The organism is Brevibacillus sp. LEMMJ03 (genome assembly GCF_007197875.1).
Lineage (GTDB): Bacteria > Bacillota > Bacilli > Brevibacillales > Brevibacillaceae > Brevibacillus > Brevibacillus thermoruber.
The window spans coordinates 187,076-212,768 of the sequence record NZ_VKJN01000003.1; the positions used below are offsets into that span (position 1 = coordinate 187,076).

Genomic DNA, 25,693 nt, shown 5'->3' on the forward strand with positions numbered 1-25,693 from the left:
ATAAGATTAATAATACAAAGTATTCAGAAAATAACAGAGGCACATGGGGTGGAGAGAAGATGAAAGAAAAGGTGTATCTGTACGATACGACGCTGCGGGACGGCACGCAGGGAGAGGGCGTCAGCCTGTCGGTGGAGGACAAGGTGAAGATCGCCTTGAAGCTGGATCAGTTTGGCATCGACTTTATCGAAGGCGGCTGGCCCGGCAGCAATCCCAAGGACATGGCCTTCTTTGAGCGGATGCGGGAGATTCCGCTGAAACACGCCGTGGTGACCGCGTTTGGCAGCACCTGTCGGCCCAACGTGGCAGCGGAGGAGGACGACAACCTGCGGGCGCTGCTGGAGAGCGGCGTCAAGGCGGCGGCCATTTTCGGCAAGTCGTGGGATCTGCACGTCACCGACGCGCTCAAAACCACCTTGGACGAAAATCTGCGGATGGTGGCCGACTCCGTCGCTTTTCTCAAATCGCGGGGGCTGACCGTCCTGTTCTTGGCCGAACACTTTTTCGACGGCTACAAGCACAATCCGGTCTACGCGCTGCGCGTGCTGGAAGCGGCGGAGGAGGCCGGCGCCGACTGGATCGTTCTCTGCGACACCAACGGCGGCAGCCTGCCGCACGAGATTTTCGAGACCGTCCGCACGGTAAAGGCGAGTGTGCAGACACCGCTGGGCATCCATCCCCACAACGACGGCGAACTGGCCGTGGCCAATGCGCTGGCGGCGGTACAGGCGGGCGCGCAGCAGGTGCAGGGGACGATCAACGGGATCGGCGAACGGTGCGGCAACGTCAACCTGGTCTCGGTCATTCCCAATCTGCAGTTGAAACTGGGATACGCCTGTGTCGCGCCGGAGCAGCTGCAGCAGTTGACCAAACTGTCGCGTTTCGTGGCGGAGATCGCCAACATGGCGATGCCCAACAACCAGCCGTTTGTCGGCAACAGCGCGTTTGCCCACAAAGGCGGCATCCACGTCAGCGCCGTGCTGAAAGACCCCAAGACCTACGAACACATCGAGCCGGAGCTGATCGGCAACAAACGGCGCGTGCTGGTCTCCGAGCTGGCCGGCCAAAGCAACCTGCTGGCCAAGGCGGAGGAGCTGGAGATCGACGTGGCGCTGGACAGACAGGAAGCGCGGGAGATCGTCAAACGGATCAAGGAGCGCGAATTCCAGGGCTACCAATACGAAGGAGCGGAGGCGTCGCTCTCGCTCATGCTGCTGGAGGCGGCGGGCAAGCTGCGCCAACTGTTTACGCTCGACTCGTTCAAGATTTTGATGGAAAAGACAGCGGACCAGTCGATCTCCTCGGAAGCGATGGTCAAGCTGAATGTCAACGGCCAAGTCGTCCACACCGCCGCGGACGGCAACGGTCCCGTCAACGCGCTGGACAACGCGCTGCGCAAGGCGCTGGAGAACCACTTCCCCTGTCTGGCGGAGATGCACCTGACCGACTACAAGGTGCGGGTGCTGGACGAGAGCGGGGCGACGGCGGCCAAAGTGCGCGTCCTGATCGAATCCGCCCGCGACGGAGAAAAGTGGAGCACCGTCGGAGTCTCCACCAATGTGATCGAAGCGAGCTGGGAAGCGCTGGTGGACAGCATCCGCTACCTGCTCTGGAAGGAAGGCTGCGTGGAGGCGGAACGGCCGGAGCAGACGGAAGCGCGTGTGGGCATCGTCAATCACTGATGGAAGCGATTGAAAAACGGGTCCTCCTTGCGGCAATGCCAACAGGAGGGCCCGTTTGTTCGTGTGGACGGCGCTTTTTCAGTGCCGGTGACGGGAAGTTGCCGCCATGATACCGGGATGGTGCTCATGAAGTGGATTCAGGTGCGGGGACATCCCGCCGGAATGAAGGACAGAGAGGGATGGTATGCTAAGAAAAACCATGCGGGAGGGAACGCCTTTGCGAAGCGCCGACGCCAAACAGCAGCCGAACGACCAGCCGTACAGCATCGACATTCGTGTTACCTTTGACCAGCGGATTCAGGAAGCGGTGTTGTGCTCCCTGCTGGACGACATGCGCCTGGCTCTGCAGGACAATTATCCGTTGATGAAGATACAGATGATCGGTGACGATGCCGTTTGCTCGGGGGAGCGTGCCGCGAAGCGCGGTTCGGTCATGGACACCGGCTTGCAGGGATAGACCCGTGCGCTGCACATGTGCCTGCGTCAAACCGCCTGTCCCGCGTCCTCTTTTTCCTCAGCGGCTCCCTGCCCCTGACCGAGGTCGATCGATCGCAGCGCCGCATTCATTCCTCCCATTGCCGAACACAGGCACAGCAGCAGCGCTCCCAAGCCATAGCTGGGTTTCGCGCCGATCACGTCGGCCAGGGCGCCGATGCCGCCGTAGGTGATCGGGATCGAGATGTTGAACGAGATCGACGTCATGCTGTTCACCCGCCCCCGCATCCTGTCGGGAATCAGCGTCTGCATCAGCGTGCTCAACGGAATGTTGCAGACCATGACCCCGATCCCCAGAAGAAAATTGCCCCCATACGCCATCCATGCGAACGGGGTGACGGCGACGATCAGCATGCCGACAGCTTCCAGTCCCAAACCGGCGATAAACCACCGCCCCACTTTTTTGGGGGAGAGCGTCCCGACCAGCACGCCGCCCAGCAAGAGCCCCAATGCAATGGACGTTTCAAACCAGCCCAACATCCGGGCGTCTCCGTGAAAATCGCGTTGAATCAGCATGGAAGGCAGGACATTGGTAGGAGCGAGGGCAACATTGGCGAGCGTTCCCAACAGCAGGAGAAGCAGCACGATCTTGTTGGTCGCCAGCCAGTCCAGCCCCTCCTTGATCTCGCTGATCACGCTCGTTCCGGACGTGGGAGAAGCCGCAGGCCGGGCCGGGGCGCTGCGAATCCGCTGAACAAAAACCAGCGACACCAGAAAGGAGGCCGCATTGATTTCGATGGTCCCGGCCACGCCGACGAACGCGACCAGGATACCGCCCAGCGTCGCCCCGACCATCCGCATCACCTGCATGGTTGCGGACAGGAGGGCGTTGGCGCTCACCAGCTCATGTCTGCCGACCAGGTCGGGAATCAGGGATGTTTGCGCGATGCGAAAGAGCGTTCCGGCCATCGACGCGCAGATCGTGACGACGTACAGATGCCACATGTGAAACGAGCCGCTTGCGATCAGCACGCCCAACAGCAGCATGGCAAGCGTCTGGATGAGGTCGGCGATCTGCATGAGACGTTTTCGGTTCAGGCGATCCGCCAACACGCCGAAATAGAGCCCCACGAAAGGCTCGGGCAAAAACTTGAGAATAAACAGCAGACCCGTTTGCAGAGCGGAATGTGTCTGCTCGTAGACGAACCACATCAATGCGACGCTGTATCCATAATCGCCCAGTGCGGAAACGGCACGGGCAAGCCAGAGGCTGCGCAATGAGGAGTTGGTCGCGAGCATTCCGGTGAAGCGGGAGAGCGGCAGGCCCTTCAAGACACACTCACTTCCTGTCTGAATTTATCAAACGAAGACGGATGAGATCATCTTTCTTGCCGGCTCTCGCAGTAAATCATCCGCTGTATGTAAAATAGCGCATCTCGTGCATTTGTCAAGAAAAAATTCCATCCATTGACAGTACGCGGTAACGGGGGATAGCCATGAATGCAAAAAAATCGCCCGTGATCGAGCGATGCGCATGACCGGTACAGCGCTGACGAGTTACCAATAATGCTGCTGATAGGGATGGGGAGGCTGGGCATACGGTTGATAGCCCTGCCCCTGACCTTGATGACAGCCTAAGGGAGGGCCGATGAAGGTCGAACGCTGTATGGGGGCCAGCGTATTTCTGACGTTGGACTCATTCAGGCAGTATGTGTACGCCCATATTTCACTGGGCGTCAATCTCAGGATATCGGATCCCAGGATGACTTCGGGGATGGGGGCATTGAAGATGGCGAGCAGATGCGTGTTGTCGGCGGTTGCGATTTCCCAGTGCCACCAGGCCTGAGGGACGTTGACGACTTGGCCTGGCGTAATCTGATAATGAAAAACGCAATTCGTAAATGGATTGATGAAGGAAACATTCGCCGCTCCGGAAATGCAGTACACCAGCTCCGCAGCATTTTGATGGTAATGAGGCTCCACGATGTTGCCAGCACTGAGGAAGATGTCCAGCAGGGACACGTTGTCCAGCGTATTCAACTGTTGGGTGGAGAGGACGTTGATGTAGTTTCGGGGATCCTTTTGGACGAGCAGGTTATTGTTGACGTCATCAAAGAACTGAGCAGAAGGAGACGTGTAATCCATATACAAAGTCATGGTGCATTCCATCCCGTTTCCATTGGAATTTGACTACAAGATATGCGTATGTCACGAAGGATCGGGATGTTCGCCCAAATTCAGCGGGAGGGACGCGCTGTTTCCCAAAATTTCCATGTTTCAAAAAAAGGGAAACAGCCGATAAAGTAAAGAGACATATCGCTGTGAGAAGGGGGGCACCAAGATGAACGCGATCCCCGGTCCGGTCCTCTCGCGGCAGCAGTCCCCGTGCAAGACGGTTCTCGCGGCGGCTGCCAAGGGAAAGCCGATGCTGCCATGCACCAGGAGGACGGCCGCATCCTCCACAATTGCCGTGCTGGCAGGCATCATCGATGAGCTGACCGGGAAGCTGCACGAGCGGGTCAAAGAGAACGGCTTGTCACACCCTTCCGTTCTTGCGTTAAGCCAGGAGCTGGACACGTACATCGTGCAGTACCAGATCCTGCTCGGCGAGAAAAAACGCGCGGCCCGATCCGGTCGGTAACCGGGGACCCGGTCCGTGCCGCACGGTCTGAGAACGTGTTGGGGGATCTCTCAGGATCCCCTCCACCTTTTCTTTGTCGAATCCCTCGATCGTACACGAATCAATGCCGATTTGCGCCGCGGCCGTCATCATGTTTCCGAGCGCGATGTACGTTTGCCTGCACGCCCATTCAAACATCACCCGTTCGTCGTGCAGCAGGCCAAAATCGGATTCCAGGAAGCGGTGGTACACCTCTCCTTTTTTCTGCACGACCTCCGTGGGGAGCTTCTGACGTCTTTCATCATGTACTGAATATATGCGGAATCGGCGACCATGCTCGGCTTTGTTCGAGCCAGAATGATGACGAAATGGCTGGCGGTTGGAAGCTGCTTCTGCGCCCCCCATGTGACGGGCAGCAGCTTGGTGCGCAGGTCCATGTTTTGCACGACGAGGAACTTCCACGGCTCGAAGCCGAACGAGCTCAGAGACAGGCGGCCGGTTTCCAGGATGAAGTCGAAGTCTTCCTTCGAAATGGACTTGGTCGCGTCAAACTCCTTGCATGCGTGTCTGAAGCGGTAGGCCTCCAAAATGCGTTCTTTCCGTTGTTCGTTCGTCACAGGTTGGTTCCCTCCTTTGTTTTTGCTACGGCTTCGTCCCGATGACCAGGCGTGTCCTGTCGAATATGCGCTGGACGTCATTGGCGGCAAGTGGAAAGGCGTGCTCCTCTATCATCTGATCGAGGGCACGAAGCGTTTCAACGAGTTTCGCAAATTGTGTCCCAACATTACCCATCGAATGCTGACGCTGCAGTTGCGTGAACTGGAGCGGGACGGCATCATTCACCGAAAGGTTTATCAGCAGGTGCCGCCCAAGGTGGAGTATTCGTTGACGGAATTGGGCATGACGCTTGTTCCGATCATTCGCATGATGAAGGAGTGGGGGGACAAGCACAAGGGGCACCGCGAGGCGACAGATGAGAAGGCAGAGTGAAGAGTGCCTGTGGATACAAAACGAACACGCCGTACCGCTCTGCGGGTACGGCGTGTTTTCAATCAAGGAAGCGGCGTGAGAGCGTTGGGGCCCGCCCGGCGCGGCGTCAGTGACAGCCGGGGCGGTTTTCCCAGGTCAGGACTGCTTCCGCATGCCGCCCAGTTCTTCGACGATGGCGGTCATTTCGTTGATGCTGAAGGTCGCTTTTTTCTGCACCATGTTGTACAGGTACAGCAGGTCTTCGTAATGGACCAGGTCAAAATCCTCCGGCCGCATGACGGCGGTGTTGGCCATGTTCAGCTTGGACTTGATGCCTTCGATAATCGTCGCCAGGTTTTCCGGCGTGGGCTGGGAAAGGTCCGCCATGTTCAATCTCCTCCTCACAGGGTATGGGTAAGGCCGGGACTGTGTCGTCCGGCGGCAGGCTACTTGGTGAGCTGGCCGCGGGTGACGCCCAACTGGTTGGTCGCTTTCAGCGTCCGCCAGACATGGGTGCCGCTCACTTCGCCGCGCAGCGCCCGGCGGTAGAGGTCGATCACCTCTTTGACACGCTCCGGCTCTTCCTCCAAAAACTCGACGCGGTAGCTGCCCACGCCCAACTGGATAAATTCGGCCAGGTACTCCGCTCCCGACTGGTCGATGGCGTTGTACACCGTGTTGCGGCAGCCGGTATCGACGCGGACCGGATGGGAGAATCCGACGCGGTCGCGCAGCGAGACGCGGTGCGTTTCGCACGGCTGGCCGCAGTTGGTATGGTCCGTTCCGGGGCTGAGAAACGTGCAGTAGACGCAGTGCTCCGTATGGAACATCGGCAGGTGCTGGTGAATCACCACTTCGATTTTGGACGCGTCCGTCCTGCCGAGCAGGTCCACCATTTGCTGGATGTTCAGATCGTACGAGGCGGTCACCCGCTGCAGGCCGCAGTCCAGGAAAAGCTCGACGGCCTTGTGGTTGGCCGCGTTGAGCGAGAAATCGCCGATCAGCGGAATGTTCAGCTCGCCGCGGCGGGACATGTAGTAGTACAGCGCGCCCGTGTTGCGGACGAGGATGGCGTCCGGCCTGCTTCTGGCGATCAGCGCCAGCACGCCGTTTTCATCCGGCATGTGGATGCGCATCGTGGCGATGCCGATGGGTTTGCCGTACCGGTGGGCCAGCTTGACCGCATCCGGATACTGTTTGACAAACTCGAAATCGGCGTACAGAAAGTCGACGTCCGTCTGGGCGGCCGCCTCCACCTGCTCCAGCGAGCGGCAGAGCGCTGTCAAAAGCGGTTTGTCCACCGGCTGCTTGGCAGGCACATCGGCGTAGACGTCCACGCGCCGCTTCTGGTACACCGGCGGTTTCGTCCGCAGGAAGAGAAGCTGCTCCACCGCTTCCCGCCGCATCCGGTTCAGTTCGCTCACGGGCAGGATCAGGTCGCCGTCCAGATCCGTCGTCAGGTCCTGTGCATTCAGATAAAACAGGGTGCCCCCCAGACGGCTCAACTGCTCGTACAGCAGCTCCGGAGTCAGCGGCCGTTTCAGCGCGGCTTCCAGGGGAATTTCGGACTTGACGGTCACCGCGTGGTCGGCCGTTTTGTCCACCCAGGTGACGGACAGCTTTTCGCCCAGCCGGCCGACGACGTGCACCGCGAGCGGGAAGGTGCGGTACGGCTTTTCCGTCTCAAACGTTTTGCGCAGCCGTTTGTCCAGCTCGGGGTCGTTCGTCTTCCAGACGCGGTCGCCGACGTTGACCCGCTGCAGGTTGACGTCGTTTCGCCCCATGACGATTTCGTAGAGTCCCTTCTCGACTTCGCCCTCCACCTTTTTGCCGCGGGTGAGGATGTCGTAGACGCGCCCGCCTTCCTCTTTTTGCGTCGGATCGCCGGCGTCAAAGACGATGCCGTCGCCCCGTTTCAGGGGAGCGTTCAGCTCCACCAGCACCGCGTGCTTCAGCACCTTTTTCACGGTGCCGAGAAAGACGCCGCGGCTTTTCGGGAAGGTACCGTCCAGAAGCGTCTTGTTGTTGGTGCCTTTCAAGAACCCGTGCGTAAAGCCGCGGGAAAAGCTCTGCTGCAGCTCGCGGATGTCCTGCTCGCTCGGCGCCGCGTCCTGGCCGGCGAAGTAGCGGTCGATCGCCGCGCGGTATTTGCTGACCACGTTGGCCACGTACTCCGGCGACTTCAGGCGGCCTTCGATCTTGAAGGAGGTGACGCCCGCCTCGATCAGTTCCGGCACCAGGTCGATCGCCGCCAGGTCTTTGGGCGACAGCAGGTAGGCGACGTTGCCCATCTCCTTCTGCACCCCGTCCACGATCAGGTCGTAGGGGAGGCGGCAGGCCTGGGCGCATTCGCCGCGGTTGGCCGAGCGGCCGCCCCACATTTCCGAAGTGAGGCACTGGCCGGAGTAGGAGACGCACAGTGCGCCGTGCACGAACACCTCCATCGGCAGCTTGGCCTTTTCGCCGATTACCTTGATTTCCTTCAGCGAGTTTTCACGCCCCAGCACCACCCGCTCCAGGGCAAACGGCTTGGTAAACTCCACCGCTTCCGGCGAGGTGATCGTCATCTGGGTCGATCCGTGAATGGGAAAGTCGGGGGAAATTTCGCGGATCAGCTTGACGAGGCCGAGGTCCTGCACGATGACCGCATCCACCCCGGCGTCGATACAGGCTTCGATCAGCTCCTGCGCTTCCTTCAATTCATTTTCAAAGACGAGGATATTAAAGGTAAGAAACCCTTTGACTCCGTACATGTGCAAAAATGACATGATGTCCGGCAGTTCGGACATCTGGAAGTTTTCGGCGCGGGCCCGGGCGTTGAATTTTTCCACGCCGAAGTAGACGGCGTTTGCCCCGTTGGCGACGGCCGCGCGCAGACACTCCCAGTTGCCGGCGGGAGCCAGAAGCTCAATATCTTCACGCTTGATACCGTTTCGCATGTGTATGTGAATACCTCCAACGTGTTGAACAGCTCTTCTCCATCATCATAGGGAAATGTCACCGTCTCCGCAAGGAAAACATCGGCCGCAGGCGGGCAGGCAAATCTTCCAGCGATCAGTGCATCCAAAACGCCAGAAGGGCCGGTCACATGATGAGCTCATGCGTCCAGCCCTTCAAACACGATGGAGACCTTTTCCTCCATGATTTCCTCCAAGGCCCAGGCTCCTTCGCTGCGCACCCAGTCGTACAGGGCGTTGTAGTAGATGTTTTCCAGCATGTTGGCAGCGACGAGCGGATTGAACTTCGCCTTCAGCCGCCCTTTTTCCTGCGCTTCTTCGATCAGGTCCGCAAACAGCTGCCGCAGCTCGTAGTAGACGTTCTTTTCGTTTTCCAGGATCTTGCGGTGCTTCATCGAGGACTCGATCAGCACCTTGATGAAATCGTAATTCTGGATGTTGACCTCGTTCATGATTTTATAGATCCGCAAGACCTTCTGCTTGCAACTGTCTCCGTAGTCCCACTCTTCCCGCCGTTCCTCGATTTCCTGCAGCCGCTCGTATCCCCAGTTGGCGAGAATCGCTTCCTTTGACGTGAAGTGAAGAAAGATGGTGCCGCGGGCGACGTCCGCTTCTTCGGAAATCATGTCAATCGTCGTGTTTTCAAAGCCGTACTGCTTGAACAGCTTGATCGCGGCGTTGAAAATCTTGTCGCGCGTTTCCCGCTTTTTTCGCTCCCTGCGTGTCGTCAAAGGGAAACACCTCCGTTCTGTTACAGTGATTATAGCACAATTGTTCCATTCAAAAGAAATGCGTTTGTCCGTCCAAGCCGGATGACGGAAAAAAGGATAGACTTCTCTTTCGACTGGATGTATATTTATATATTATCATGAATAATTATTATTCGGACCGAGGCTTTGAGGAGATGGAGTGGGGGAGTGTAGAATGAGTGTCACAAAGACGTTGACCGTGCGCCAGGCAACCATGAGGGACGTCGACCAGATGCTTGACATTATTAATCAATATGCACAGCAGGGGCTGATGCTGCCGCGGACCAAACTCTCCGTCTGCGAACACCTGCAGTCGTTCATCGTCGCCCACGACGGGGAAAGCGTCATCGGAGTGGCCGGCCTGCATATTCTCTGGGAAGATTTGGCGGAAATCCGTTCGCTCGCCATCGCCGAGAAAGCCAAAGGCATGGGCGTCGGCAAGCAGTTGGTGCTGCATCTCGTGGAGCAGTGCCGCCTGCTGGGAATCAATCGGGTGCTGGCGCTCACCTACCAAAAGGCGTTCTTTGAAAAGTGCGGATTCCGCGTGGTGGCCAAGGAGACGCTGCCGCAAAAGGTATGGAAGGACTGCATCAACTGCTCCAAGCTGCCGATGTGCGACGAGATCGCGATGATCGTGGAGACGGCGACGGCGTAGGCGGGCACCGCCCCCCGACCGGCAAGAAAAGACGCGTGTGTGCGGCAGGCTGTATCGGCCGTCGTGCGGGCGCGTCTTTTTTTTGCCCTTTTTTCTGACGCGAGCGGACAAAAATGGATATTTTTTGCTAGGTCTATGGTAATATATTTGTACCATTCATAGAATTTTGAAAAAAGAAACAGGTCGTTGCAAGGGGGCTCATGTTATGAAACTGGGGGCGCGGGTATTGATCGCTCTGCTGCTGACCGGCATTGTGCCGCTGACGGCGGCGGGGGTGTTTGCCTACACGGAGACCAAGCGGGAACTGCTGGAGGGCAGCGCGGCGACGCTGGAGGCACTCCGCAACAGCAACAAGGAGCAGGTGGAAAACTACTTCCGCGAACGATCCAAAAACCTGGAGACGCTGGCGGCGTCCGGTTCGGTGGCGCAGTCGCTGGCGGCCTTCGATGGCGTGTGGAAGCTGGGAAGGGAGGCTCCCGCCTACCAGGAGGCGGAGCAGACGTGGGGCAAGGAACTGAAGATGGAGGTGTCCCGCTACGGATTTGCCAACGCGTACCTGCTCAACGAGAACGGCGACGTGGTGTACCAGACGAAGCCGCAGGCCGACTTCGGCACCAACCTGTACAGCGGCCCGTACAGCGGCACCCCTCTGGGCCAGACCGTAAAACAAGCGGCCAAGGGACTCAGTCTGGAACTGTCGGACGTCAGCCGTTACGAACCGTCCGGCGGCGTGCCCGCCGTCTTCATGGCCGCGCCGATCTTTGATCACGGGACGGTGATCGGACAGCTCGCGGCGGAGGTCTCCCTGGAGTATGTCTCCCGCCAGTTGAACCGGCGCGAGGGGTTGGGTGACACGGGCAAAATCTACCTGATCGGGGCGGACAAGCTGATGCGAACCGAATTGGGGAACGGGCAGGAGACGATGCTGCGCCAGAAAGTGGAGACGCCGATTGCCGAACAGGCGCTGTCTTCCGGCAGTACCGCGGGCACGGCCCAAGCCGTCGACTATCGCGGGGAGGAGGTGCTGGTCGCCTACGACCGGGTGCAGGTGGGCAAGCTCAACTGGGCCATCCTGGCGGAGATGGACATGACGGAGATCATGGCCGGGCCCAATCAGATTCGGAACGCCATTGTGGCGTTTAACGGCATTGTGCTTGTGCTGGTGGCGGCCATCGCCTGGGGGGCTGCTGCCGGTCTGCGCCGCTCGTTCGCCGGCATGCTGTCCATCGCCGGGCAGATCGGCCGGGGGGATTTTACCGCTCCCTTTCCCGCGAAGCTCCTGAAGCGCTCGGACGAACTGGGGGAGCTGGCCCGTTCCCTGCTCGCCATGCGGGAACAGCTTCATGACATTTTGCGGCAGGTGCGGCAGGCGGCTGCTTCGGTGACGGAATCTGTCCGCGAGATTCACGGCAATACCGCGGAAATCGCCTCCTCCAGCGAGCAGATCACCCGGGTCGTGGAGGACGTGTCGACGTCGGCTGACAGGCAGGTGGACAAAATGGGGCATACGCTGCATTTGGCGGAGGCGCTGACCGCGAGCGTCAACAGCGTGACCAGCCACGTGGAGCAGGTCACGCTTTCGTCGCGCGAGATGAAGGGCGACGCCGAAGCGGGGCGGCAGGCGGTGGAAGCGGTCATCGCCAGCATGGAGGAGATCGACCGGGCGGTGACGGCCACCACGCAGACGGTACACCGGCTGGAGCAGCGATCGCGTGACATCTCGCAGATTATCGCCGTGATCACGGAGATCGCCCGGCAGACCAACCTGCTCGCGCTCAACGCGGGCATCGAGGCGGCACGCGCCGGCGAACACGGCAAGGGGTTTGCGGTAGTCGCGGGGGAAGTGCGCAAGCTGGCCGAAGGGACGAACGCGGCGGCGCAGCAGATCGTGGCGATGATCAACGAGATCCAGAGAAGTACGGCCGCCATCGTGGAGCAGATGGACGACGGCACCCGCACGGTGGCGGAAGGCAGGCGGACCGCCGGACAGTCGGACGAGATGTTTCGCCGGATCGAACAAAATATCCGCCGTGTCTCCGCGGAAATGGAAGGCGTCAGCCAGGCGTTTGCCCGGATGGCTCCGGACGCGCAGCAGGTGGTGGCGGTCGCCCAGGAAGTGTCGGCCGCTTCCCGGGAGGCGGCCGCCGGGGTGCAGGGCATCTCCGCCGCCGTCGAGGAGCAGAACGCGGCGATGGAGTTGATCGTGGCCTCCGCGGATCAACTGGCCGTGCTGGCGGAGCGGCTGAGCAGCTCGCTGACGGCGTTCCGTCTGGACGACATAAAAGAATAGCGGGAACGGCCGCAACGGGTTGGCGAAGGGACGGCCCCGGTTCCTTCGCCGCTTTCCCAAAAATCGCGCCGTGCCTGGATTGAGAGACCCGAGATGCGGTCTCTTTTCTCTTTATGGGAGGATATCTCCCCCAAAATGTTGAATCATAAGGACGATGGAGTTTCGGGCCGGAGGGAACTAGCGTGCACAAACTAGATTGGGAACTATATCTGCTACCGTTCGAACAAGCCGTGGAAGAAATCAAGGTCAAGCTGAAAAACATCCGCAACGAGCTGCGCAAACGCAAGGAACACTCCCCCATCGAGTTCGTCACGGGACGGGTCAAGTCCATCCCGAGCATTTACAACAAGGCGAACCGCCTGCAGTTTCCCATCGACGAGAACATCTGCTGGGAGCTCAGGGACATTGCGGGGATCCGGATCATCTGCCAGTTTATCGATGACATTCCGGCCGTCGTGGAAATGATACGACAGCGAAGCGACATGCGCATCTACCTGGAGAAAGATTACGTCTCCAAACCGAAGGAAAGCGGGTACAGAGGGTATCACCTGGCTGTGGAATATCCGTTGATGACGGCGCGCGGACAGGTCACCATTCCGGTGGAAATCCAGATCCGTACGCTGGGCATGAACTTTTGGGCGACCATCGAGCACTCTCTCAACTACAAATACGAGGGGCTCATCCCGTCCGCCATCCGGCAGCGCCTGATCGAGGCGGCCAAAGCGTCCTACAAGCTGGACAGCGAAATGAACAACATCCGCGAAGAGATCAAGGAGGCGCAGGTGGAGTTCACCGCGCAGGAGGTGCCGATGGAGTCGCTCATTTCGCTGGTGGAGCTGGATTTGGATCTGGACGCGGCACAGGCGGCAGAAGACGACAGTACGACGACAGAAGGGACGAAAACGAAGGATGACGAGCGTTAATTGGCTGGAAGAGACGGAAAAGCGGAAAGACGAACTGCTTGCCGCCGTGCGGGAATTTCTGCAAATCAAAAGCGTGCTCGATCCGGCGACCGCCCGGGACGGCGCGCCGTTCGGCGAAGGCATCCGCCGGGCGCTTGACTACGCGCTCAAGGTGTGCGCCGACGCCGGCATGACGGTCAAGGATGTCGGGGGATACGCCGCCCATGCCGAGTTTGGCGAGGGCGAGGAACTGATCGGCATCCTCAGTCACGTCGACGTGGTGCCGGAAGGGGACGGCTGGAGCTCGCCGCCCTATGCGGCCGAAATCGTGGACGGCAAGATCGTGGCCCGCGGCGCGATCGACGACAAGGGGCCGGCCATGGCCGCCATCTTTGCCGCCAAAATCGTCAAGGAACTGGGGCTGCCGCTGTCCAAACGGGTGCGGCTCATCTTCGGCACGGATGAGGAGTCCAACTGGCAGTGCGTAAAAACCTATTTCCAAACGGAAGAAATGCCGACGATGGGCTTTACGCCGGACGCCGACTTTCCGCTGATCTACGCGGAAAAAGGGCTGACCGACCTGACGCTGACGCAGACTGCGGACGCGTATGCGGCGCAGCAGCGTCCGCCCGCTGCCCGGCCGGACGCCAAACTGCTGGCGCTGTCGGCCGGCCTTCGCATGAACATGGTGCCGGACAAGGCGGAGGCGACGCTGGAGCCGCTCGCCATGACGGGCGAGGAACTGGCGGAGCGCTATCGCGCGTACCTGCGGGATACCGGTCTGAGCGGAGAGGCGGACGTGCGCGGCGGTCAGGTGCTATTGCGCATGGAGGGCGTTTCCGTTCACGCCATGGATCCGAGCAAGGGGGTAAACGCGGGCACGGAACTGCTTCACTTTTTGGCCGGCCTGACACTGGACGAACGGGGCAGGCAGTTCGCCCGTTTTACGGATCGCTATCTCCATCGGCAGCACTACGGGGAAGCGATCGGCATCGCCCACGACGACGAGGAGATGGGACCGCTCACCCTCAACACCGGCGTGATCCGCTACGAAGCGGACGGGGATGCCGTGTTTGGCGTCAATATTCGCTATCCGCATTCCCAGCCGTTTGAACGGTGGAGGGCGATTCTGGAGGAGCGGCTGGCGGAAGCGGCTTTTTCGCTGGAGGTGGTGGAGCACCTGAAGCCTCATCGGGTTGACCCGCAGCATCCGCTGGTCACCACGCTGCAGCGGGTGTACACGGAGCAGACCGGGCAGGAGGCCGAGATCATCGCCATCGGCGGGGCTACGTACGGCCGTTCGCTGGAGGTAGGGGTGGCGTTCGGGCCGCTGTTCCCGGGCCGGCCGGACAGCGCCCACCAGCGGGACGAGCACATTCGGGTGGACGATCTGATCAAGGCGACGGCGATCTACGCCCAGGCCATTTACGAACTGGCGAAATGATTACGCAGGCGGCACGTTGCGGAAATTCCGCAGCCGGCCGCCTTTTGTTGTTTTTTTGGCAAGACTGTCATACTATTAAAGGATGTGAAAGGAAGTGATCACCATGGCGAAAACGTTTGCGATGTTTGGCTTTCGACCGGAGCTGATGCAGGGCATTCACGACCTGTTTTATAAAGAGCCGACGCCGATTCAGGCGGAGGCGATCCCCCTCATCCTGGAAGGAAAGGACGTGATCGGTCAGGCGCAGACGGGGACGGGCAAGACCGCCGCGTTTGTGCTGCCGATCCTGGAGCGGCTGCAGCCGGGCAAACGGGACATTCAGGCGCTGATTCTCACGCCGACCCGCGAGCTGTCGATCCAGATTGCCGAAGATGTGGAGAAGCTGGGCAAATACCTGGACGTCAACGTGCTGTCGCTGCACGGCGGGACGGATATTGAGCGGCAGTTGAGCAAGCTCAAGCAGACCGTCCACATCGTCGTCGGCACCCCGGGGCGGGTGCTGGACCACATGAGGCGGGGCTCCCTTCACTTCGGCCGCATCTCCACGCTGGTGCTGGACGAGGCGGACAAGATGATGGAGATGGGCTTTCTCGAGGAGGTCCATGAGATCATCGAGGGGACGCCGCAGCAGCGGCAAATGCTGCTGTTTTCCGCCACCATGCCGGATTCGGTGAAAAAGCTGGCGCAGTACTTCATGAAGCAGCCGCCCCACATCCGGATCGAGGCGAAGCAGAAGACGGTGGAGAGCATCGAGCAGATCTACTACGTGGTCAATCAGAGCGACAAGATGGATGCGCTGGTGGACCTGTTGGAGCGGGAGAACCCGTATCTCTGCATCGTCTTTGCCAACACCCAGGCGCGCGTCCAGCAGTTGACGGCCCGCCTGCAGGAGAACGGCTTCGCGGCGGAAGCGCTGTACGGCGACCTGTCGCAGAACAAGCGGGAACAACTGATGAAGCAGTTCCGCGAAATCAAGTTTCAGTATCTGGTGGCAACCGACATCGCCGCCCGCGGTCTGGACGTGGAAGGGGTGACGCACGTCGTCAACTACGACGTCCCCAATGACGTGGAGAGCTACATCCACCGCGTCGGCCGCACCGGACGGGCGGGGCAGAAGGGAACGGCCATCTCCCTCGTCTCCCCCCGCCAAAAGGGCATCATGACCCGCTTCGCCAAGGCGACCAAGGCGCCGATCGAAGAAAAACTGCTGGTGGCGGGCCGCCATCTGGACGCCGGCCGCCGCAAGCGGGCCGAGGAGCGGGAAGCGTACTTTGCCCAACTGCGCGAGCAAAAAGCCAAAGAGCAGTTGAAGGAAAAGGAAAAGCAGCTTGCCCCCGTCCGCGAGGCCCTGAAAAAGAAGCTCAAGGTGAAGCCGGGCTACAAGAAAAAGCTGGCGCGGGAACTGGAAGAGCTGAAGACCCTGTACGAGAAAAACCGCCGTCGCCAAGAGGCAAAGGCAGCCCGCAAGGCGGGGAAGGCGGCCGGCAAAAAAACGCGCGGCAGGGGATAACCGCAGGCGGGAAACCACCGCGAGGAAAGCAGTCCATTTGGGATGGACTGCTTTTTTGCGTGGGCCGGCCAAATGTCCGCAGGAGGAGGCAGCCTTTTCGCCCAAGCTTTTCCTGACGGCTTGAAACAGGTACAATAAACGGGAGGGATGTGGCCCGGGCCTGCCAGCCCAAGACGGGTCAACACAAGGTGTGAGGAGAAACACGATGAGTCAAATTTGCAGCCAATGCGGCCATCCGATACCGCTTCACGAATCGTCCGGTCCAACCTGCATGCAGTGCGAGCTCGACGAATACCGGATCGTACGGAACTACCTGCGCAGCCACCCCAACTCCAACGCCATGCAGATTGCCAACGCGACCGGCATCTCCATCTCCAACATTTTGCGCTACATCAAAAGCGGCTCGCTGACGATGGTGGACAACGACCGCCGCCGGCCGGGCCGGTAAGCGGCAAAAAAAGCGGCAGCCCACCGCGCGAGTGCCTGCTCGCCAGCGGTGGGCCGTTTTCCGTTTGCGGGCCGTCTTCGTCCTCCCGACGGGCATCTGTGGGATCACAGCCAGCGCAGCCCTTTGGGATAATGGTTTTTCAACTGTCCGTCCGCCTGCTTGCCCCAGCCGAGCGGAAACCCGTCCACGGTGACCAGCGTCCAGCCGTTTTCGCCGTCGCGGGCCAACGCCTCTCCCTTCAAGTAGCGCAGCAGCTCGGGGTCATCCGCCGCAAACGCAGCCGTACGTACGGCGGCCACTTGGGGGACGGCCAGCGCCAGCGCGTGGGCCGGTTCCAGCCGGTTCTTTTTCACGGTGCCGAGGTGAAGACCAGCCCGCACCACTTTCAAACCGTCCAGATCAAGGTCAGGCGCCGGGGTGACATACAACTGGTCGCCAAACAGCAGGAAGGCGGCGTCGTCGGCAAATCGTTCCGCCACGCCGGGCAGGGACTGGGCCGCGAACGTGCGCCACGCGGCAATCGCTTCCTTCCGTCCGGCTGCCGCCGTTTTCCCGCGCTTTTCCCTGCGCCGCCTGGAGGGGGCGTCCCCCTCGTCGTCCGTCTCTTTGCATAGTTTGGCCAGGTAGTGGCCTTCCCCGTCGAGGCGGTGCGGCCAGAGCCGCGCCGAGCGGGCAAGTTCCGGCAGCGGCGGCTCCGCCCACTCGGGTACACCGGGCGCGAACCACTCGGGGTGGGGCAGAGAGGTCAGGGCAAACCCCGGGTTGCGGGCGAGAAAGGACGCGATCGACTGTTCGTTTTCCAGCGGTGCGAACGTGCAGGTGGAATAGACCAGCGTCCCGCCCGGTTTCAGCATGGCCGCCGCGGCGTCCAGAATCTCCTGCTGGATGCGGTGACACTCCGCCACCTTTTCCGGCGACCAGTCGTCAATCGCTTCCGGCAGCTTGCGAAACATTCCTTCGCCGGAGCAGGGAGCGTCTACCAGGATGCGGTCAAAGAAGCGGGGAAACCGCTCGGCCAACCGTTCCGGCGTCTCGTTGGTGACAATGGCGTTGGCGATGCCGAGCCGCTCCACGTTTTCCGAGAGCGCCTTGGCCCGGACGGGATGAATTTCATTGGCGACCAACAGCCCCTGACCGCGCAGCGCGGCGGCGAGTTGGGTCGTTTTTCCGCCTGGTGCGGCGCACAGGTCGAGCACGGTCTCGCCCGGCTTCACCTGCAGCGCTTCGGCCGGCGACATGGCGCTGGGCTCCTGCAGGTAGTACAGGCCTGCAGCGTGGTACGGGTGTTTGCCGGGGCGTTCCCCTTCGGCATAGCGAAAGCCCTCCGGACACCAGGGAACCGGTTCGAGGGCAAACGGGGAGAGCTGCAAAAAGCGCTCCCTGTCGATTTTCAGCGGATTGATCCGCAGCCCTTGGCTGGGCGGCCGGTCAAAGCCGGCGGCAAAAGCGTCGTACTCGTCTTTCAACAGCGTTTTCATCCGCTCGACAAAAGCGGTGGGCAGTGATCTCATGGTCAGCCTCCGATGTCAGATTTCGACGGGCCCCGAGAGGAAAAGGGAGAATCGTGGCGAATCATTTCAGGATGTGAGGTGAGAACAATTGAGAGAATCCCGCGCGGAACGGCACCGCTCGCGCCGGCGCAACGACTCGGAAGTGAGCCGGTTCTGGATCATGGGCCTGCTCTTCTCACTGCTGGTGCTCGCCTTTGAGTTTCTGATCGACATTCCCGCCGATGCAGCCTGGCTGCAGGATATGGAGATGGCGCTGTTTAGCGCCAGTTTTACGCTGCTCGCCTTTTACCTGCTGGGCCTGACGTTCGTCTTTTCCCGCCAGCAGGAAGCGGGCAAGGTGAATCATCAGGTCATCATTTACGCGTGGCTGGGAGCGATTTTGTTTCACCTGTTCCTGCTGATCAGCAACATGTCCAACCAACACGTCTACAAAGCGGGGATCATTTTATTTTTGGGGCCATTATTTTTAACTGTGTACCATTTTATCACGTACTTGTCCGCTTTGCGCGCGGCTCGTCGGGAGGAAGAACTGGCCACCGCGGCCTCCCACGAACGGGCGGCGTACCAGATCATTCTGGAGGGGACCAAGGTGCACGGGGAGATCAACCGCCTGAAGTCCGCCTACCCCGAGGTGGAGCAGATGCTGAGGGCGAACGACTTCGCCGACAAGATGGAGCGCTGCGTTCTGGAGATGCAGCAGTACCTGCAGGCCAAGACGATTACCCGCAAGGACGTGGAGCTGTTGGAAAGCCACTACTACTACCTGGAAAACCTGCTCGTCCTGGCCAAACAGCATCCCGGTGTGATGGAGTCCCGCGTGTTTGCGCACCGCGACGACGCTCATCCGCTGTAGCGGTCGGCGGCGGAGAAACTGATGAGAAACCAGCATAGAGAGCAAACGAGTACACGCTCTCCCGAACCGGGAGAGCGTTTTTTCGCATGGGCTGTTGCCTGCAAAACGGCTTCTTCCCGGCGGGAGGAGCCCTGGAAGTGGAAGCAAACGAAAACGGCTGAGCAGCCTCGCCGCCTGCCCAGATGAAACGTCCCTTTCCCGGGAAGCCGAAACGGGGAAGGGACGTTTTGCGTCAAACAGAAGGATGCGTGATCCCGTGGAGAGCGGCTGTTCCGGCATGTACCGGGGGCCGGGCGCCTCACCCCCCGCTTCGGCCGGGGGTACGGAAGCGTCACGCCGCTCTCCGCCGCCCCCGGCTCCAGCGCCAGGGCGGCGGAAACGGTGAAACAGTCTCGCTTGTACATCGGCTGCTGCCATCCGACGGCAGTATGAAGGCAGGTTACCCCACTTCTGACGCGAGGAGGATTCGATGATCAGGTCCTTTTCTTTGTTCGCGATGTTGTTGGCGACCATGCTGATCACCTCATTGCTTCCCCGTGCGGCCTCCGCTCCCCAGCCGGGGATCCCGGTGGTGACGGAGGCGAATCTGGCCCGGGCATGGGGGACGCTGCACGAAAAAACCTACGCGTTTCCCAACGGCGACCGCTACTGGGTCAAACGGTTGGAAGCGGGCACACACGACCAGCCGTACACGTTTTCCCTGTTCCTGCCGGGCCGGACGGGGACGTTCCGGTACATCCGGTACGCGGACGGCGACCCGCAAAAGCCCGTCTGGAGCGTCGTCAACCTGGAGGAGACGGCCCAACTGCCCAACGCGCCCGGCTTTCTCGAAACGGCCGACCGTCACGTCTGGATTGGTGCGCCGATCGTCTACCGGCCGTTGGGCAGGGGGACGATCGAAGAGAAGCGGGATCATTTTTTGCCGATAGCCGTGCACAAACAGGCGGGTGGTTTTGCGCTGGAGATCCGGATGCCGGTCCAAGCCGGATTGGTCAGCGAGATGTGGGCGCTGGAATCCAGCCATCCGCTGGTTCCCTGGGAAAGGGAGCAGTTCGCCTCCATCTGGCTGGCGCTCGATCTGCAGCGCAAGGCAAAGTGGCTGTACGACGGGTACTACTACCAATCGCCGAGCACCTATGTTCCCTCTTCCCCGGACGCGTACTGGCGCATTCCCGAAAACTACGTGCTGCGCTCCCTGCTGTTCACCGGTCAAAGCCGGGCGGCCGAGGACGTGGCGTACGTCATGCTGGATACATCGGTGCAGAATCAGGAAGCGGAGGGGTACTGGAAGACGCTTCCGCTGTCGGAATGGCTGTGGCAGGAGTACGGCATCCCGGACGGGTTTTTTGACACCCGGTTCAACACGGGCGCGGCCGAACTGATGCTGGAGGGCTGCAGGCAGTACAGGGACACCCGCTTTTGTCAGGCGGCGCAAAAGTACGCGGCCTTTTTCCGCGATTATGCGGCCCGCCACCACTTCGTCGTCGACGGCGTGAATGTCGGGTGGCTGGTGGCCGATTACGCCCACCCCGGCGGGAACCGAAAGACCCACGTTTCGCTCAATCACCAGTTGGCGGAGATCAACTTCCTGCTGAACATGTACGTGCAGTTTGGCAATCCGACCGACAGGGAACTGGCGGCGATCATGCTGAACGGCGTCGTCAATCTGGGCCCCAAGTGGGTGGCGCCGAACGGAGACCTCTACTATGCGCGATTCCCCGACGGATCGTTCGGCCGTACCGACTATCCCTATCTGACCTACAATGACCTGCGGGAGACGCAGAGGCTGTATTGGACCGTGTACGGCCGGGAAGAGCCGGAGCTCGACCGGCTGATACGCAGCAAGCGGGCGTGGATGGACGCCAACGGGGTGGTCAATCCGTTTCCGGAGTAGGCGAGCGACAGCGAGGTGCCGCGCGGGCACCTCTGTTTGTTTTTCTTTCAGCAAGGGGTTTTCTCCAGCGCAAACAGGGTCATGAAACTGAGGGCTTCCCGCAGTTCCGCCGAAAGACGGCCGGCCAGCTCGGCGGGCACGCCGTCCTTGTAGACCGGCACCTCTTCCAGAAGCCGAAAGCCGTTTTCGGCGGCCAACTGCCTGGCTTCCCACGGCATCATCGTGTTCTGGATCGTCTCTTCGCCGTACAGGCGCCGGTAGCTGTGGGCCCGCGGGCCGGCCGTGGGGCCGAGTATGCCCAGGAGCAGCACGCCGCCGGGGGTGAGCAGACGGTGCAGCTCGCGCAGGGCGGCCAGCGGCGATGGCGTGAACTCGGTCACGTTGATGCAGAGAATGCCGCCAAAGCTGGCGTCGGCAAACGGCAGCGACGAGACGTCGCCGGTCTGAAACCGGACGGGCCAATCCTTTCCGCGTACCCGTTCGTTTGCCAACCGGATCATTTCCTCGGCAATGTCCACGCCTTCCACCCGATAGCCGTTTGCGGCCAGTTTGAAGCTGGCGTAGCCGTCCCCGCAGCCGGCATCCAGTATCGGTCCCGCTTCCGGCCGGACATGCCGCATAAACATCGGCAAAACGGTGCGGCGGCTGCCCGTTTCCCACATGGCTCCGCTGCGCGCATGCCAGTCGGCGGCAAATTGATTCCACTGTTTTGCCGCCTCGACGCTCCATTGACTCATGACAATCTCCAACCCCTTTCGCAATCGACGTGTCTCCCATCGCTTTTCGGAAAAACTTCACTTCGGGCAAACTTTCTTCTTCATTGTACCAGGAGCGGCTGCAGCCGCGTACTTTATTGAATGAAAGCGTTCGCGCGTCTGCGCGTTATCCGGTGTTCTTGCGGGAGAAAACGCTTTCCATGTACGCTCATGATAACGACAAAATCATCTCAATTGATGTAACATTTTGAAAAAACAGGAGGGCGGAAGCGATGAGCAGCACCGATTTCTTTCCGATTCAAGACTGGGACTACGTGGAGTTTTACGTGGGCAACGCCAAGCAGGCCATGCACTACTTGACCAAGGCGTTCGGTTTTCGGGCCTGCGCGTATGCCGGACTGGAGACGGGTTTGCGCGACAAGGTGTCCTACGTGCTGAAGCAAAACCACCTCACCTTTGTCGTGACGGGGGCCCTCACTCCCGACGGACCGATCAGCGAGTTTGTGAAATTGCACGGCGACGGGGTGAAGGACGTGGCGCTGCGCGTCGAGGACTGCGAGCAGGCGTTTCGTGAAGCCGTCTCCCGCGGCGCCGTGCCGGTGATGGAGCCGACGGTGTTCAGCGATGAGCACGGCACGATCAAAAAGGCGGTCATCGCCACTTACGGGGACAACGTCCACTCCTTCATCGAGCGAAAACAGTACAGCGGGCCGTTCTTCCCCGGCTACGTCGCCTACGAATCCCCGGTGGAGGCGGAAGGCACCGGCCTGATCGGCATCGACCACATCGTCGGCAACGTGGAAGTGATGGACGAGTGGGTGCAGTACTACCAGAAAGTGATGGGCTTCACCGCCGTTCAAAACTTCAGTGACGAAGACATCTCCACCGAGTACTCCGCGCTGATGTCCAAAGTGATGCAGAGCGGCACCGGACGGATCAAGTTTCCCATCAACGAACCGGCGGAAGGGCGCCGCAAGTCGCAGATTCAGGAATTCCTGGACTTCTACAGGGGACCGGGCGTGCAGCACATCGCCCTCTTGACCAACGACATCGTCGACACGGTTTCCAGGCTGCGGGCCAACGGCGTCGACTTCCTCCACGTGCCCGACACGTATTACGACGAGCTGAAAGACCGGGTCGGGGAAATCGAGGAGGACGTCGATACGCTGCGCCAGCTTCGCATCCTGGTGGACCGCGACGACGAAGGCTACCTGCTGCAGCTCTTCAGCAAGCCGATCGTCGACCGCCCGACGCTGTTTGTGGAAATCATTCAGCGCAAAGGGGCGCGCGGCTTCGGCAACGGCAACTTCAAGGCGCTGTTTGAGGCGCTGGAGCGCGAGCAGGAACGGCGCGGCAACCTGTAAGCCGCATGGACCTGACGCCATGCCCCCGGACCTTCCCGGGGGCTTTTGGTATTTTCAGTCTTGCGCGACGATTCTATTGACCGGGCGGCTGCCCGCTGGCGATAATGAAAGCATCAGTTTGACCGAAAAAAGGAGGGGCGCCGATGAATTTGTCCCTGATGGTGCCGCTGGCGGAGCGGACCGCCGTGCTGGTGGTGGCCGCGCTGCTGTTTACCCGCGTCAAGGCGTTCCGCAGTTTGCTGAACCAACGGGCGACTTTCAAGGATAAAGCGGTGATGGTGCTGATCTTTTCCGCCATCTCCATTCTCGGAACCTACAACGGCATCTGGTACCTGGACGCGATTGCCAACTCGCGCGTGATCGGCACGGTGGTGGCGGGCCTTTTGGCCGGGCCGTGGGTGGGGCTGCTGACCGGGCTGGTGGCCGGCATCCACCGGTACACGCTCGGCGGCTTTACCGACCTCGCCTGCGCGATCTCCACGATCAGCGAAGGGCTGCTGGCCGGTCTCGTCTACCAGTTCCGCCGCTCCCGGGAGATTCGCTGGACGACGGCGCTGGCCGTGGGGTTCATCGCCGAATGGATGCAGATGGGCATCATCCTGCTGGTGGCCAGACCGTACGCGGACGCGCTGGCGCTGATCAAGGCGATCAGCGTGCCGATGTCGGTGGTCAACGCGCTGGGCATCGCGATCCTGATCATCATCATCGACCTCGTCAAGACGGAAGAAGACCGGATCGGCGCCCTGCAGGCCCAGCGGACGCTGCAGGTGGCGGACAAGACGCTCTCCTACCTGCGGCAGGGCCTGACCTACGAGTCGGCGAAAAAGGTGGCGGAAGAGATTTTGCGCACGACCCGGGTGGCGGCGGTGGCGATCACCGACACGAAAACGGTGCTGGCCCACGTCGGTGCGGGCTCGTCCCATCACGTCGTCGGCCAGGCGATTTCGACCAAGGCGACCCGCGAGGTGCTGGCCACCAAAGAGGTGAAGATCGCCCGCACCAAGGAGGAAATCGGCTGCCGGGAGCCCAACTGTTCGCTGCGCTGCGCCATTCTCGTGCCGCTGATGCGGAAGCGGGGGGAGATGGCCGGCGTGCTGAAGCTCTACCAGGACCGCTCCCGCAAGCTGTCGGCGGTCGACCTGGAACTGGTGCGGGGACTGGGCAACCTGATCTCCACCCAACTGGAACTGGCCGATCTGGAGCGGCAGGCGCGCCTTCTGGCCGATGCGGAGATCAAGGCCCTGCACGCGCAGATCAACCCGCACTTTTTGTTCAACGCGCTCAACACGATCGTGTCGTTTATCCGCTTTCGCCCGGAGCAGGCGCGGGAGCTGCTGATCCATCTGGGCGAATACTTCCGCCGCAACCTGCACGACTCCGGCGGCTTTGTGACGCTGGCGGAAGAGCTGGAGCACATCGAGGCCTACCTGGCGATCGAGCGGGCCCGCTTCGGGGAAAAACTGCGGGTGGAGTACGACATCGAACCGGGGGTGGACCGCTATCTGGTGCCCGGTCTGGTGCTGCAGCCGCTGGTGGAAAACGCCGTCAAGCACGGCCTGCTGCCCAAGCGGGAAGGGGGCGTCGTGCGGATCGCCGCCCGCCGCCGGGACCGGCAGACGCTGGAGCTGTCGGTGGCGGACAATGGCGTCGGGATCGACGGCGATCCGTTCGTGCCGCCGCCGCATCCGGACGGCAAGCGCCGCCTCTCCGGGATCGGGCTGTCCAACGTCCGCAGCCGGCTGCAGTCGATCTACGGCGAGCCGTACGGAATCGCGATCGAGAGTGAAAAGGGGAAGGGAACGACCTGCGTCATACAACTGCCGATAGGAGTGAAAGCGCATGCTGAAAGCGTTCATCGTGGATGACGAAGCGCCCGCCCGCGCCGAGCTTCGCTATCTGCTGGAACAATTTCCGGACGTGACGGTGATCGGGGAGGCGGCGAGCGGCGAGGAAGCGATCGAATCCATCCCCGGGGCGGAACCGGACGCCGTCTTTCTGGACATCCACCTGCACGACCGTGACGGCGTGGATGTCGGCCAGGAACTGTACGAGTCGATGGGGAAGCCGCCCGTCATCATCTTTGCCAGCGCGTACGAGATTCACGCCGTGCGCGCCTTCGAGACGGACGCGGTGGACTACATCGTCAAGCCGTTCAGCGAACACCGCCTGGAAAAGACGATCAACCGGGTCCGCCGGCTGCGCCGGCAAAGCGAAGCGGCACAGGCCCACGCCCCCCATCTGGAGGAGCGGCTGAACACCCTGCTCCAGTCCGTCCTGGCCCACCAGCAGCCGCGCCGCATCCCCGTGGAGAAAAGCGGCAAGATCATGCTGATTGATCCGAACGACATCGTCTTCGCCACGCTGGACGGCCGGTACGCCACCATTTACACCGAAGCGGACCAGTACGCCACCTCGTTTACCCTGCAGGAGCTGGAGAGCAGGCTGTCCCCGCACCAGTTTTTCCGCACCCACCGGGCCTACATCGTCAATCTGTCGAAGACGGCGGAACTGGTGCCATGGTTCAAGGGAGCGGTCCACCTGGTGATGCAGGACGCGCGCCGGACGGAAGTGCCGGTCAGCCGAAACGTGGTGAAGGAACTGAAAAAGCGGCTGGGGTTCTAATGGAAGTACCGCTCGTTCATGCGCCGTTATCGCCGTTCATGTCTTCATTTGTACTGTTCAGACAATTTCCAT

General features: G+C 60.8%; 22 protein-coding genes and 1 pseudogene. 15 read left to right on the plus strand and 8 right to left on the minus strand.

Features of this window, described 5'->3' with window-relative positions; all coding sequences use genetic code 11:
- The first annotated feature begins 59 nt into the window (after positions 1-59).
- Positions 60-1,682 (plus strand): citramalate synthase, encoded by a 1,623-nt coding sequence (gene cimA, locus FOI68_RS05590; protein ID WP_035299749.1) that lies wholly within the window; start codon positions 60-62, stop codon positions 1,680-1,682.
- A 184-nt stretch (positions 1,683-1,866) separates the two neighbouring features.
- Positions 1,867-2,139, plus strand: a complete 273-nt coding sequence (locus FOI68_RS05595; protein WP_143862577.1) for a hypothetical protein — start codon at positions 1,867-1,869, stop codon at positions 2,137-2,139.
- A gap of 26 nt (positions 2,140-2,165) precedes the next feature.
- Here FOI68_RS05595 and FOI68_RS05600 read toward each other — a convergent pair whose 3' ends face one another.
- Both FOI68_RS05600 and FOI68_RS05605 read right to left on the minus strand, forming a co-directional pair.
- Complete coding sequence (locus FOI68_RS05600; RefSeq protein ID WP_044897253.1) at positions 2,166-3,449, minus strand: MFS transporter; 1,284 nt, start codon at positions 3,447-3,449, stop codon at positions 2,166-2,168.
- Positions 3,450-3,674: 225 nt separating this feature from the next.
- Positions 3,675-4,274 carry a cupin domain-containing protein gene (locus FOI68_RS05605; protein WP_035299756.1) on the minus strand — a complete coding sequence of 200 codons (600 nt, stop codon included), beginning with the start codon at positions 4,272-4,274 and terminating at the stop codon, positions 3,675-3,677.
- A gap of 184 nt (positions 4,275-4,458) precedes the next feature.
- On the opposite strand from FOI68_RS05605, the gene FOI68_RS05610 reads away from it, so the two are divergent.
- Positions 4,459-4,758, plus strand: coding sequence for an aspartyl-phosphate phosphatase Spo0E family protein (locus FOI68_RS05610; protein WP_082059451.1), 300 nt, complete (start codon positions 4,459-4,461; stop codon positions 4,756-4,758).
- Between the two features lie 45 nt (positions 4,759-4,803).
- Here the strand turns inward: FOI68_RS05610 and FOI68_RS05615 are convergent.
- Positions 4,804-5,354: pseudogene (locus FOI68_RS05615) on the minus strand (NAD(P)H-dependent oxidoreductase); the annotation flags it as partial.
- A gap of 16 nt (positions 5,355-5,370) precedes the next feature.
- On the opposite strand from FOI68_RS05615, the gene FOI68_RS05620 reads away from it, so the two are divergent.
- A complete protein-coding gene (locus tag FOI68_RS05620) occupies positions 5,371-5,727 on the plus strand; it encodes a winged helix-turn-helix transcriptional regulator (RefSeq protein ID WP_304488786.1) in 357 nt (118 codons plus the stop codon).
- A 135-nt stretch (positions 5,728-5,862) separates the two neighbouring features.
- Here the strand turns inward: FOI68_RS05620 and FOI68_RS05625 are convergent, their stop codons facing one another.
- The 3 genes from FOI68_RS05625 to FOI68_RS05635 all read right to left on the minus strand — a co-directional run bounded on the left by FOI68_RS05625 (position 5,863) and on the right by FOI68_RS05635 (position 9,394).
- A complete protein-coding gene (locus FOI68_RS05625; protein ID WP_029098587.1) occupies positions 5,863-6,093 on the minus strand; it encodes a DUF1128 domain-containing protein in 231 nt (76 codons plus the stop codon).
- Between the two features lie 59 nt (positions 6,094-6,152).
- On the minus strand, positions 6,153-8,645 hold the full coding sequence (locus FOI68_RS05630; protein ID WP_143862579.1) for a U32 family peptidase: 2,493 nt from the start codon (positions 8,643-8,645) through the stop codon (positions 6,153-6,155).
- A 158-nt stretch (positions 8,646-8,803) separates the two neighbouring features.
- Positions 8,804-9,394: a TetR/AcrR family transcriptional regulator gene (locus FOI68_RS05635; RefSeq protein ID WP_029098589.1), complete on the minus strand. Its 591-nt coding sequence runs from the start codon at positions 9,392-9,394 to the stop codon at positions 8,804-8,806.
- A 193-nt stretch (positions 9,395-9,587) separates the two neighbouring features.
- Here FOI68_RS05635 and FOI68_RS05640 point away from each other — a divergent pair, with 193 nt between their 5' ends.
- From FOI68_RS05640 to FOI68_RS05665, 6 genes are all read left to right on the plus strand, one after another.
- A complete protein-coding gene (locus FOI68_RS05640; protein WP_143862580.1) occupies positions 9,588-10,067 on the plus strand; it encodes an N-acetyltransferase in 480 nt (159 codons plus the stop codon).
- Between the two features lie 205 nt (positions 10,068-10,272).
- Entirely contained in the window at positions 10,273-12,357 is a 2,085-nt protein-coding gene (locus tag FOI68_RS05645; RefSeq protein WP_143862581.1) for a methyl-accepting chemotaxis protein, read from the plus strand.
- A 182-nt stretch (positions 12,358-12,539) separates the two neighbouring features.
- Positions 12,540-13,280: a GTP pyrophosphokinase gene (locus tag FOI68_RS05650; protein ID WP_029098592.1), complete on the plus strand. Its 741-nt coding sequence runs from the start codon at positions 12,540-12,542 to the stop codon at positions 13,278-13,280.
- On the plus strand, positions 13,267-14,703 hold the full coding sequence (pepV, locus tag FOI68_RS05655) for a dipeptidase PepV (RefSeq protein WP_029098593.1): 1,437 nt from the start codon (positions 13,267-13,269) through the stop codon (positions 14,701-14,703). Before FOI68_RS05650 ends, pepV begins: the two co-directional genes overlap by 14 nt.
- 103 nt (positions 14,704-14,806) lie before the next feature.
- Entirely contained in the window at positions 14,807-16,213 is a 1,407-nt protein-coding gene (locus FOI68_RS05660) for a DEAD/DEAH box helicase (protein ID WP_044897250.1), read from the plus strand.
- A gap of 205 nt (positions 16,214-16,418) precedes the next feature.
- Entirely contained in the window at positions 16,419-16,661 is a 243-nt protein-coding gene (locus tag FOI68_RS05665; RefSeq protein WP_029098594.1) for a hypothetical protein, read from the plus strand.
- 104 nt (positions 16,662-16,765) lie between these two features.
- Here FOI68_RS05665 and FOI68_RS05670 read toward each other — a convergent pair whose 3' ends face one another.
- Positions 16,766-18,172, minus strand: a complete 1,407-nt coding sequence (locus FOI68_RS05670) for an RsmB/NOP family class I SAM-dependent RNA methyltransferase (protein WP_143862582.1) — start codon at positions 18,170-18,172, stop codon at positions 16,766-16,768.
- A gap of 88 nt (positions 18,173-18,260) precedes the next feature.
- Here FOI68_RS05670 and FOI68_RS05675 point away from each other — a divergent pair, with 88 nt between their 5' ends.
- Positions 18,261-19,025 (plus strand): hypothetical protein, encoded by a 765-nt coding sequence (locus tag FOI68_RS05675; protein ID WP_029098596.1) that lies wholly within the window; start codon positions 18,261-18,263, stop codon positions 19,023-19,025.
- Between the two features lie 469 nt (positions 19,026-19,494).
- The gene (locus FOI68_RS05680) at positions 19,495-20,919 is read left to right on the plus strand and encodes a hypothetical protein (RefSeq protein ID WP_143862583.1); all 1,425 of its coding nucleotides are present in this window, start codon (positions 19,495-19,497) and stop codon (positions 20,917-20,919) included.
- Positions 20,920-20,966: 47 nt separating this feature from the next.
- Here FOI68_RS05680 and FOI68_RS05685 read toward each other — a convergent pair whose 3' ends face one another.
- Positions 20,967-21,656: a class I SAM-dependent methyltransferase gene (locus FOI68_RS05685; protein WP_029098598.1), complete on the minus strand. Its 690-nt coding sequence runs from the start codon at positions 21,654-21,656 to the stop codon at positions 20,967-20,969.
- 251 nt (positions 21,657-21,907) lie between these two features.
- Between FOI68_RS05685 and hppD the strand changes: the two genes are divergently transcribed.
- From hppD to FOI68_RS05700, 3 genes are all read left to right on the plus strand, one after another.
- Positions 21,908-22,999, plus strand: a complete 1,092-nt coding sequence (gene hppD / locus FOI68_RS05690) for a 4-hydroxyphenylpyruvate dioxygenase (protein ID WP_029098599.1) — start codon at positions 21,908-21,910, stop codon at positions 22,997-22,999.
- A 143-nt stretch (positions 23,000-23,142) separates the two neighbouring features.
- Positions 23,143-24,864, plus strand: a complete 1,722-nt coding sequence (locus FOI68_RS05695; protein ID WP_143862584.1) for a sensor histidine kinase — start codon at positions 23,143-23,145, stop codon at positions 24,862-24,864.
- Complete coding sequence (locus tag FOI68_RS05700; RefSeq protein ID WP_029098601.1) at positions 24,839-25,621, plus strand: LytR/AlgR family response regulator transcription factor; 783 nt, start codon at positions 24,839-24,841, stop codon at positions 25,619-25,621. Before FOI68_RS05695 ends, FOI68_RS05700 begins: the two co-directional genes overlap by 26 nt.
- Positions 25,622-25,693: the final 72 nt, after the last annotated feature.

Coding starts and splice junctions, on each gene's coding strand:
- FOI68_RS05700 (WP_029098601.1), top strand. CDS start 24,839: ATGCTGAAAGCGTTCATCGTGGATGACGAAGCGCCCGCCCGCGCCGAG.
- FOI68_RS05630 (WP_143862579.1), bottom strand. CDS start 8,645: ATGCGAAACGGTATCAAGCGTGAAGATATTGAGCTTCTGGCTCCCGCC.
- cimA (WP_035299749.1), top strand. CDS start 60: ATGAAAGAAAAGGTGTATCTGTACGATACGACGCTGCGGGACGGCACG.
- FOI68_RS05665 (WP_029098594.1), top strand. CDS start 16,419: ATGAGTCAAATTTGCAGCCAATGCGGCCATCCGATACCGCTTCACGAA.
- FOI68_RS05595 (WP_143862577.1), top strand. CDS start 1,867: ATGCTAAGAAAAACCATGCGGGAGGGAACGCCTTTGCGAAGCGCCGAC.
- FOI68_RS05625 (WP_029098587.1), bottom strand. CDS start 6,093: ATGGCGGACCTTTCCCAGCCCACGCCGGAAAACCTGGCGACGATTATC.
- FOI68_RS05605 (WP_035299756.1), bottom strand. CDS start 4,274: ATGACTTTGTATATGGATTACACGTCTCCTTCTGCTCAGTTCTTTGAT.
- FOI68_RS05685 (WP_029098598.1), bottom strand. CDS start 21,656: ATGAGTCAATGGAGCGTCGAGGCGGCAAAACAGTGGAATCAATTTGCC.
- FOI68_RS05695 (WP_143862584.1), top strand. CDS start 23,143: ATGAATTTGTCCCTGATGGTGCCGCTGGCGGAGCGGACCGCCGTGCTG.
- FOI68_RS05645 (WP_143862581.1), top strand. CDS start 10,273: ATGAAACTGGGGGCGCGGGTATTGATCGCTCTGCTGCTGACCGGCATT.
- FOI68_RS05680 (WP_143862583.1), top strand. CDS start 19,495: ATGATCAGGTCCTTTTCTTTGTTCGCGATGTTGTTGGCGACCATGCTG.
- pepV (WP_029098593.1), top strand. CDS start 13,267: ATGACGAGCGTTAATTGGCTGGAAGAGACGGAAAAGCGGAAAGACGAA.
- hppD (WP_029098599.1), top strand. CDS start 21,908: ATGAGCAGCACCGATTTCTTTCCGATTCAAGACTGGGACTACGTGGAG.
- FOI68_RS05670 (WP_143862582.1), bottom strand. CDS start 18,172: ATGAGATCACTGCCCACCGCTTTTGTCGAGCGGATGAAAACGCTGTTG.
- FOI68_RS05610 (WP_082059451.1), top strand. CDS start 4,459: ATGAACGCGATCCCCGGTCCGGTCCTCTCGCGGCAGCAGTCCCCGTGC.
- FOI68_RS05660 (WP_044897250.1), top strand. CDS start 14,807: ATGGCGAAAACGTTTGCGATGTTTGGCTTTCGACCGGAGCTGATGCAG.
- FOI68_RS05640 (WP_143862580.1), top strand. CDS start 9,588: ATGAGTGTCACAAAGACGTTGACCGTGCGCCAGGCAACCATGAGGGAC.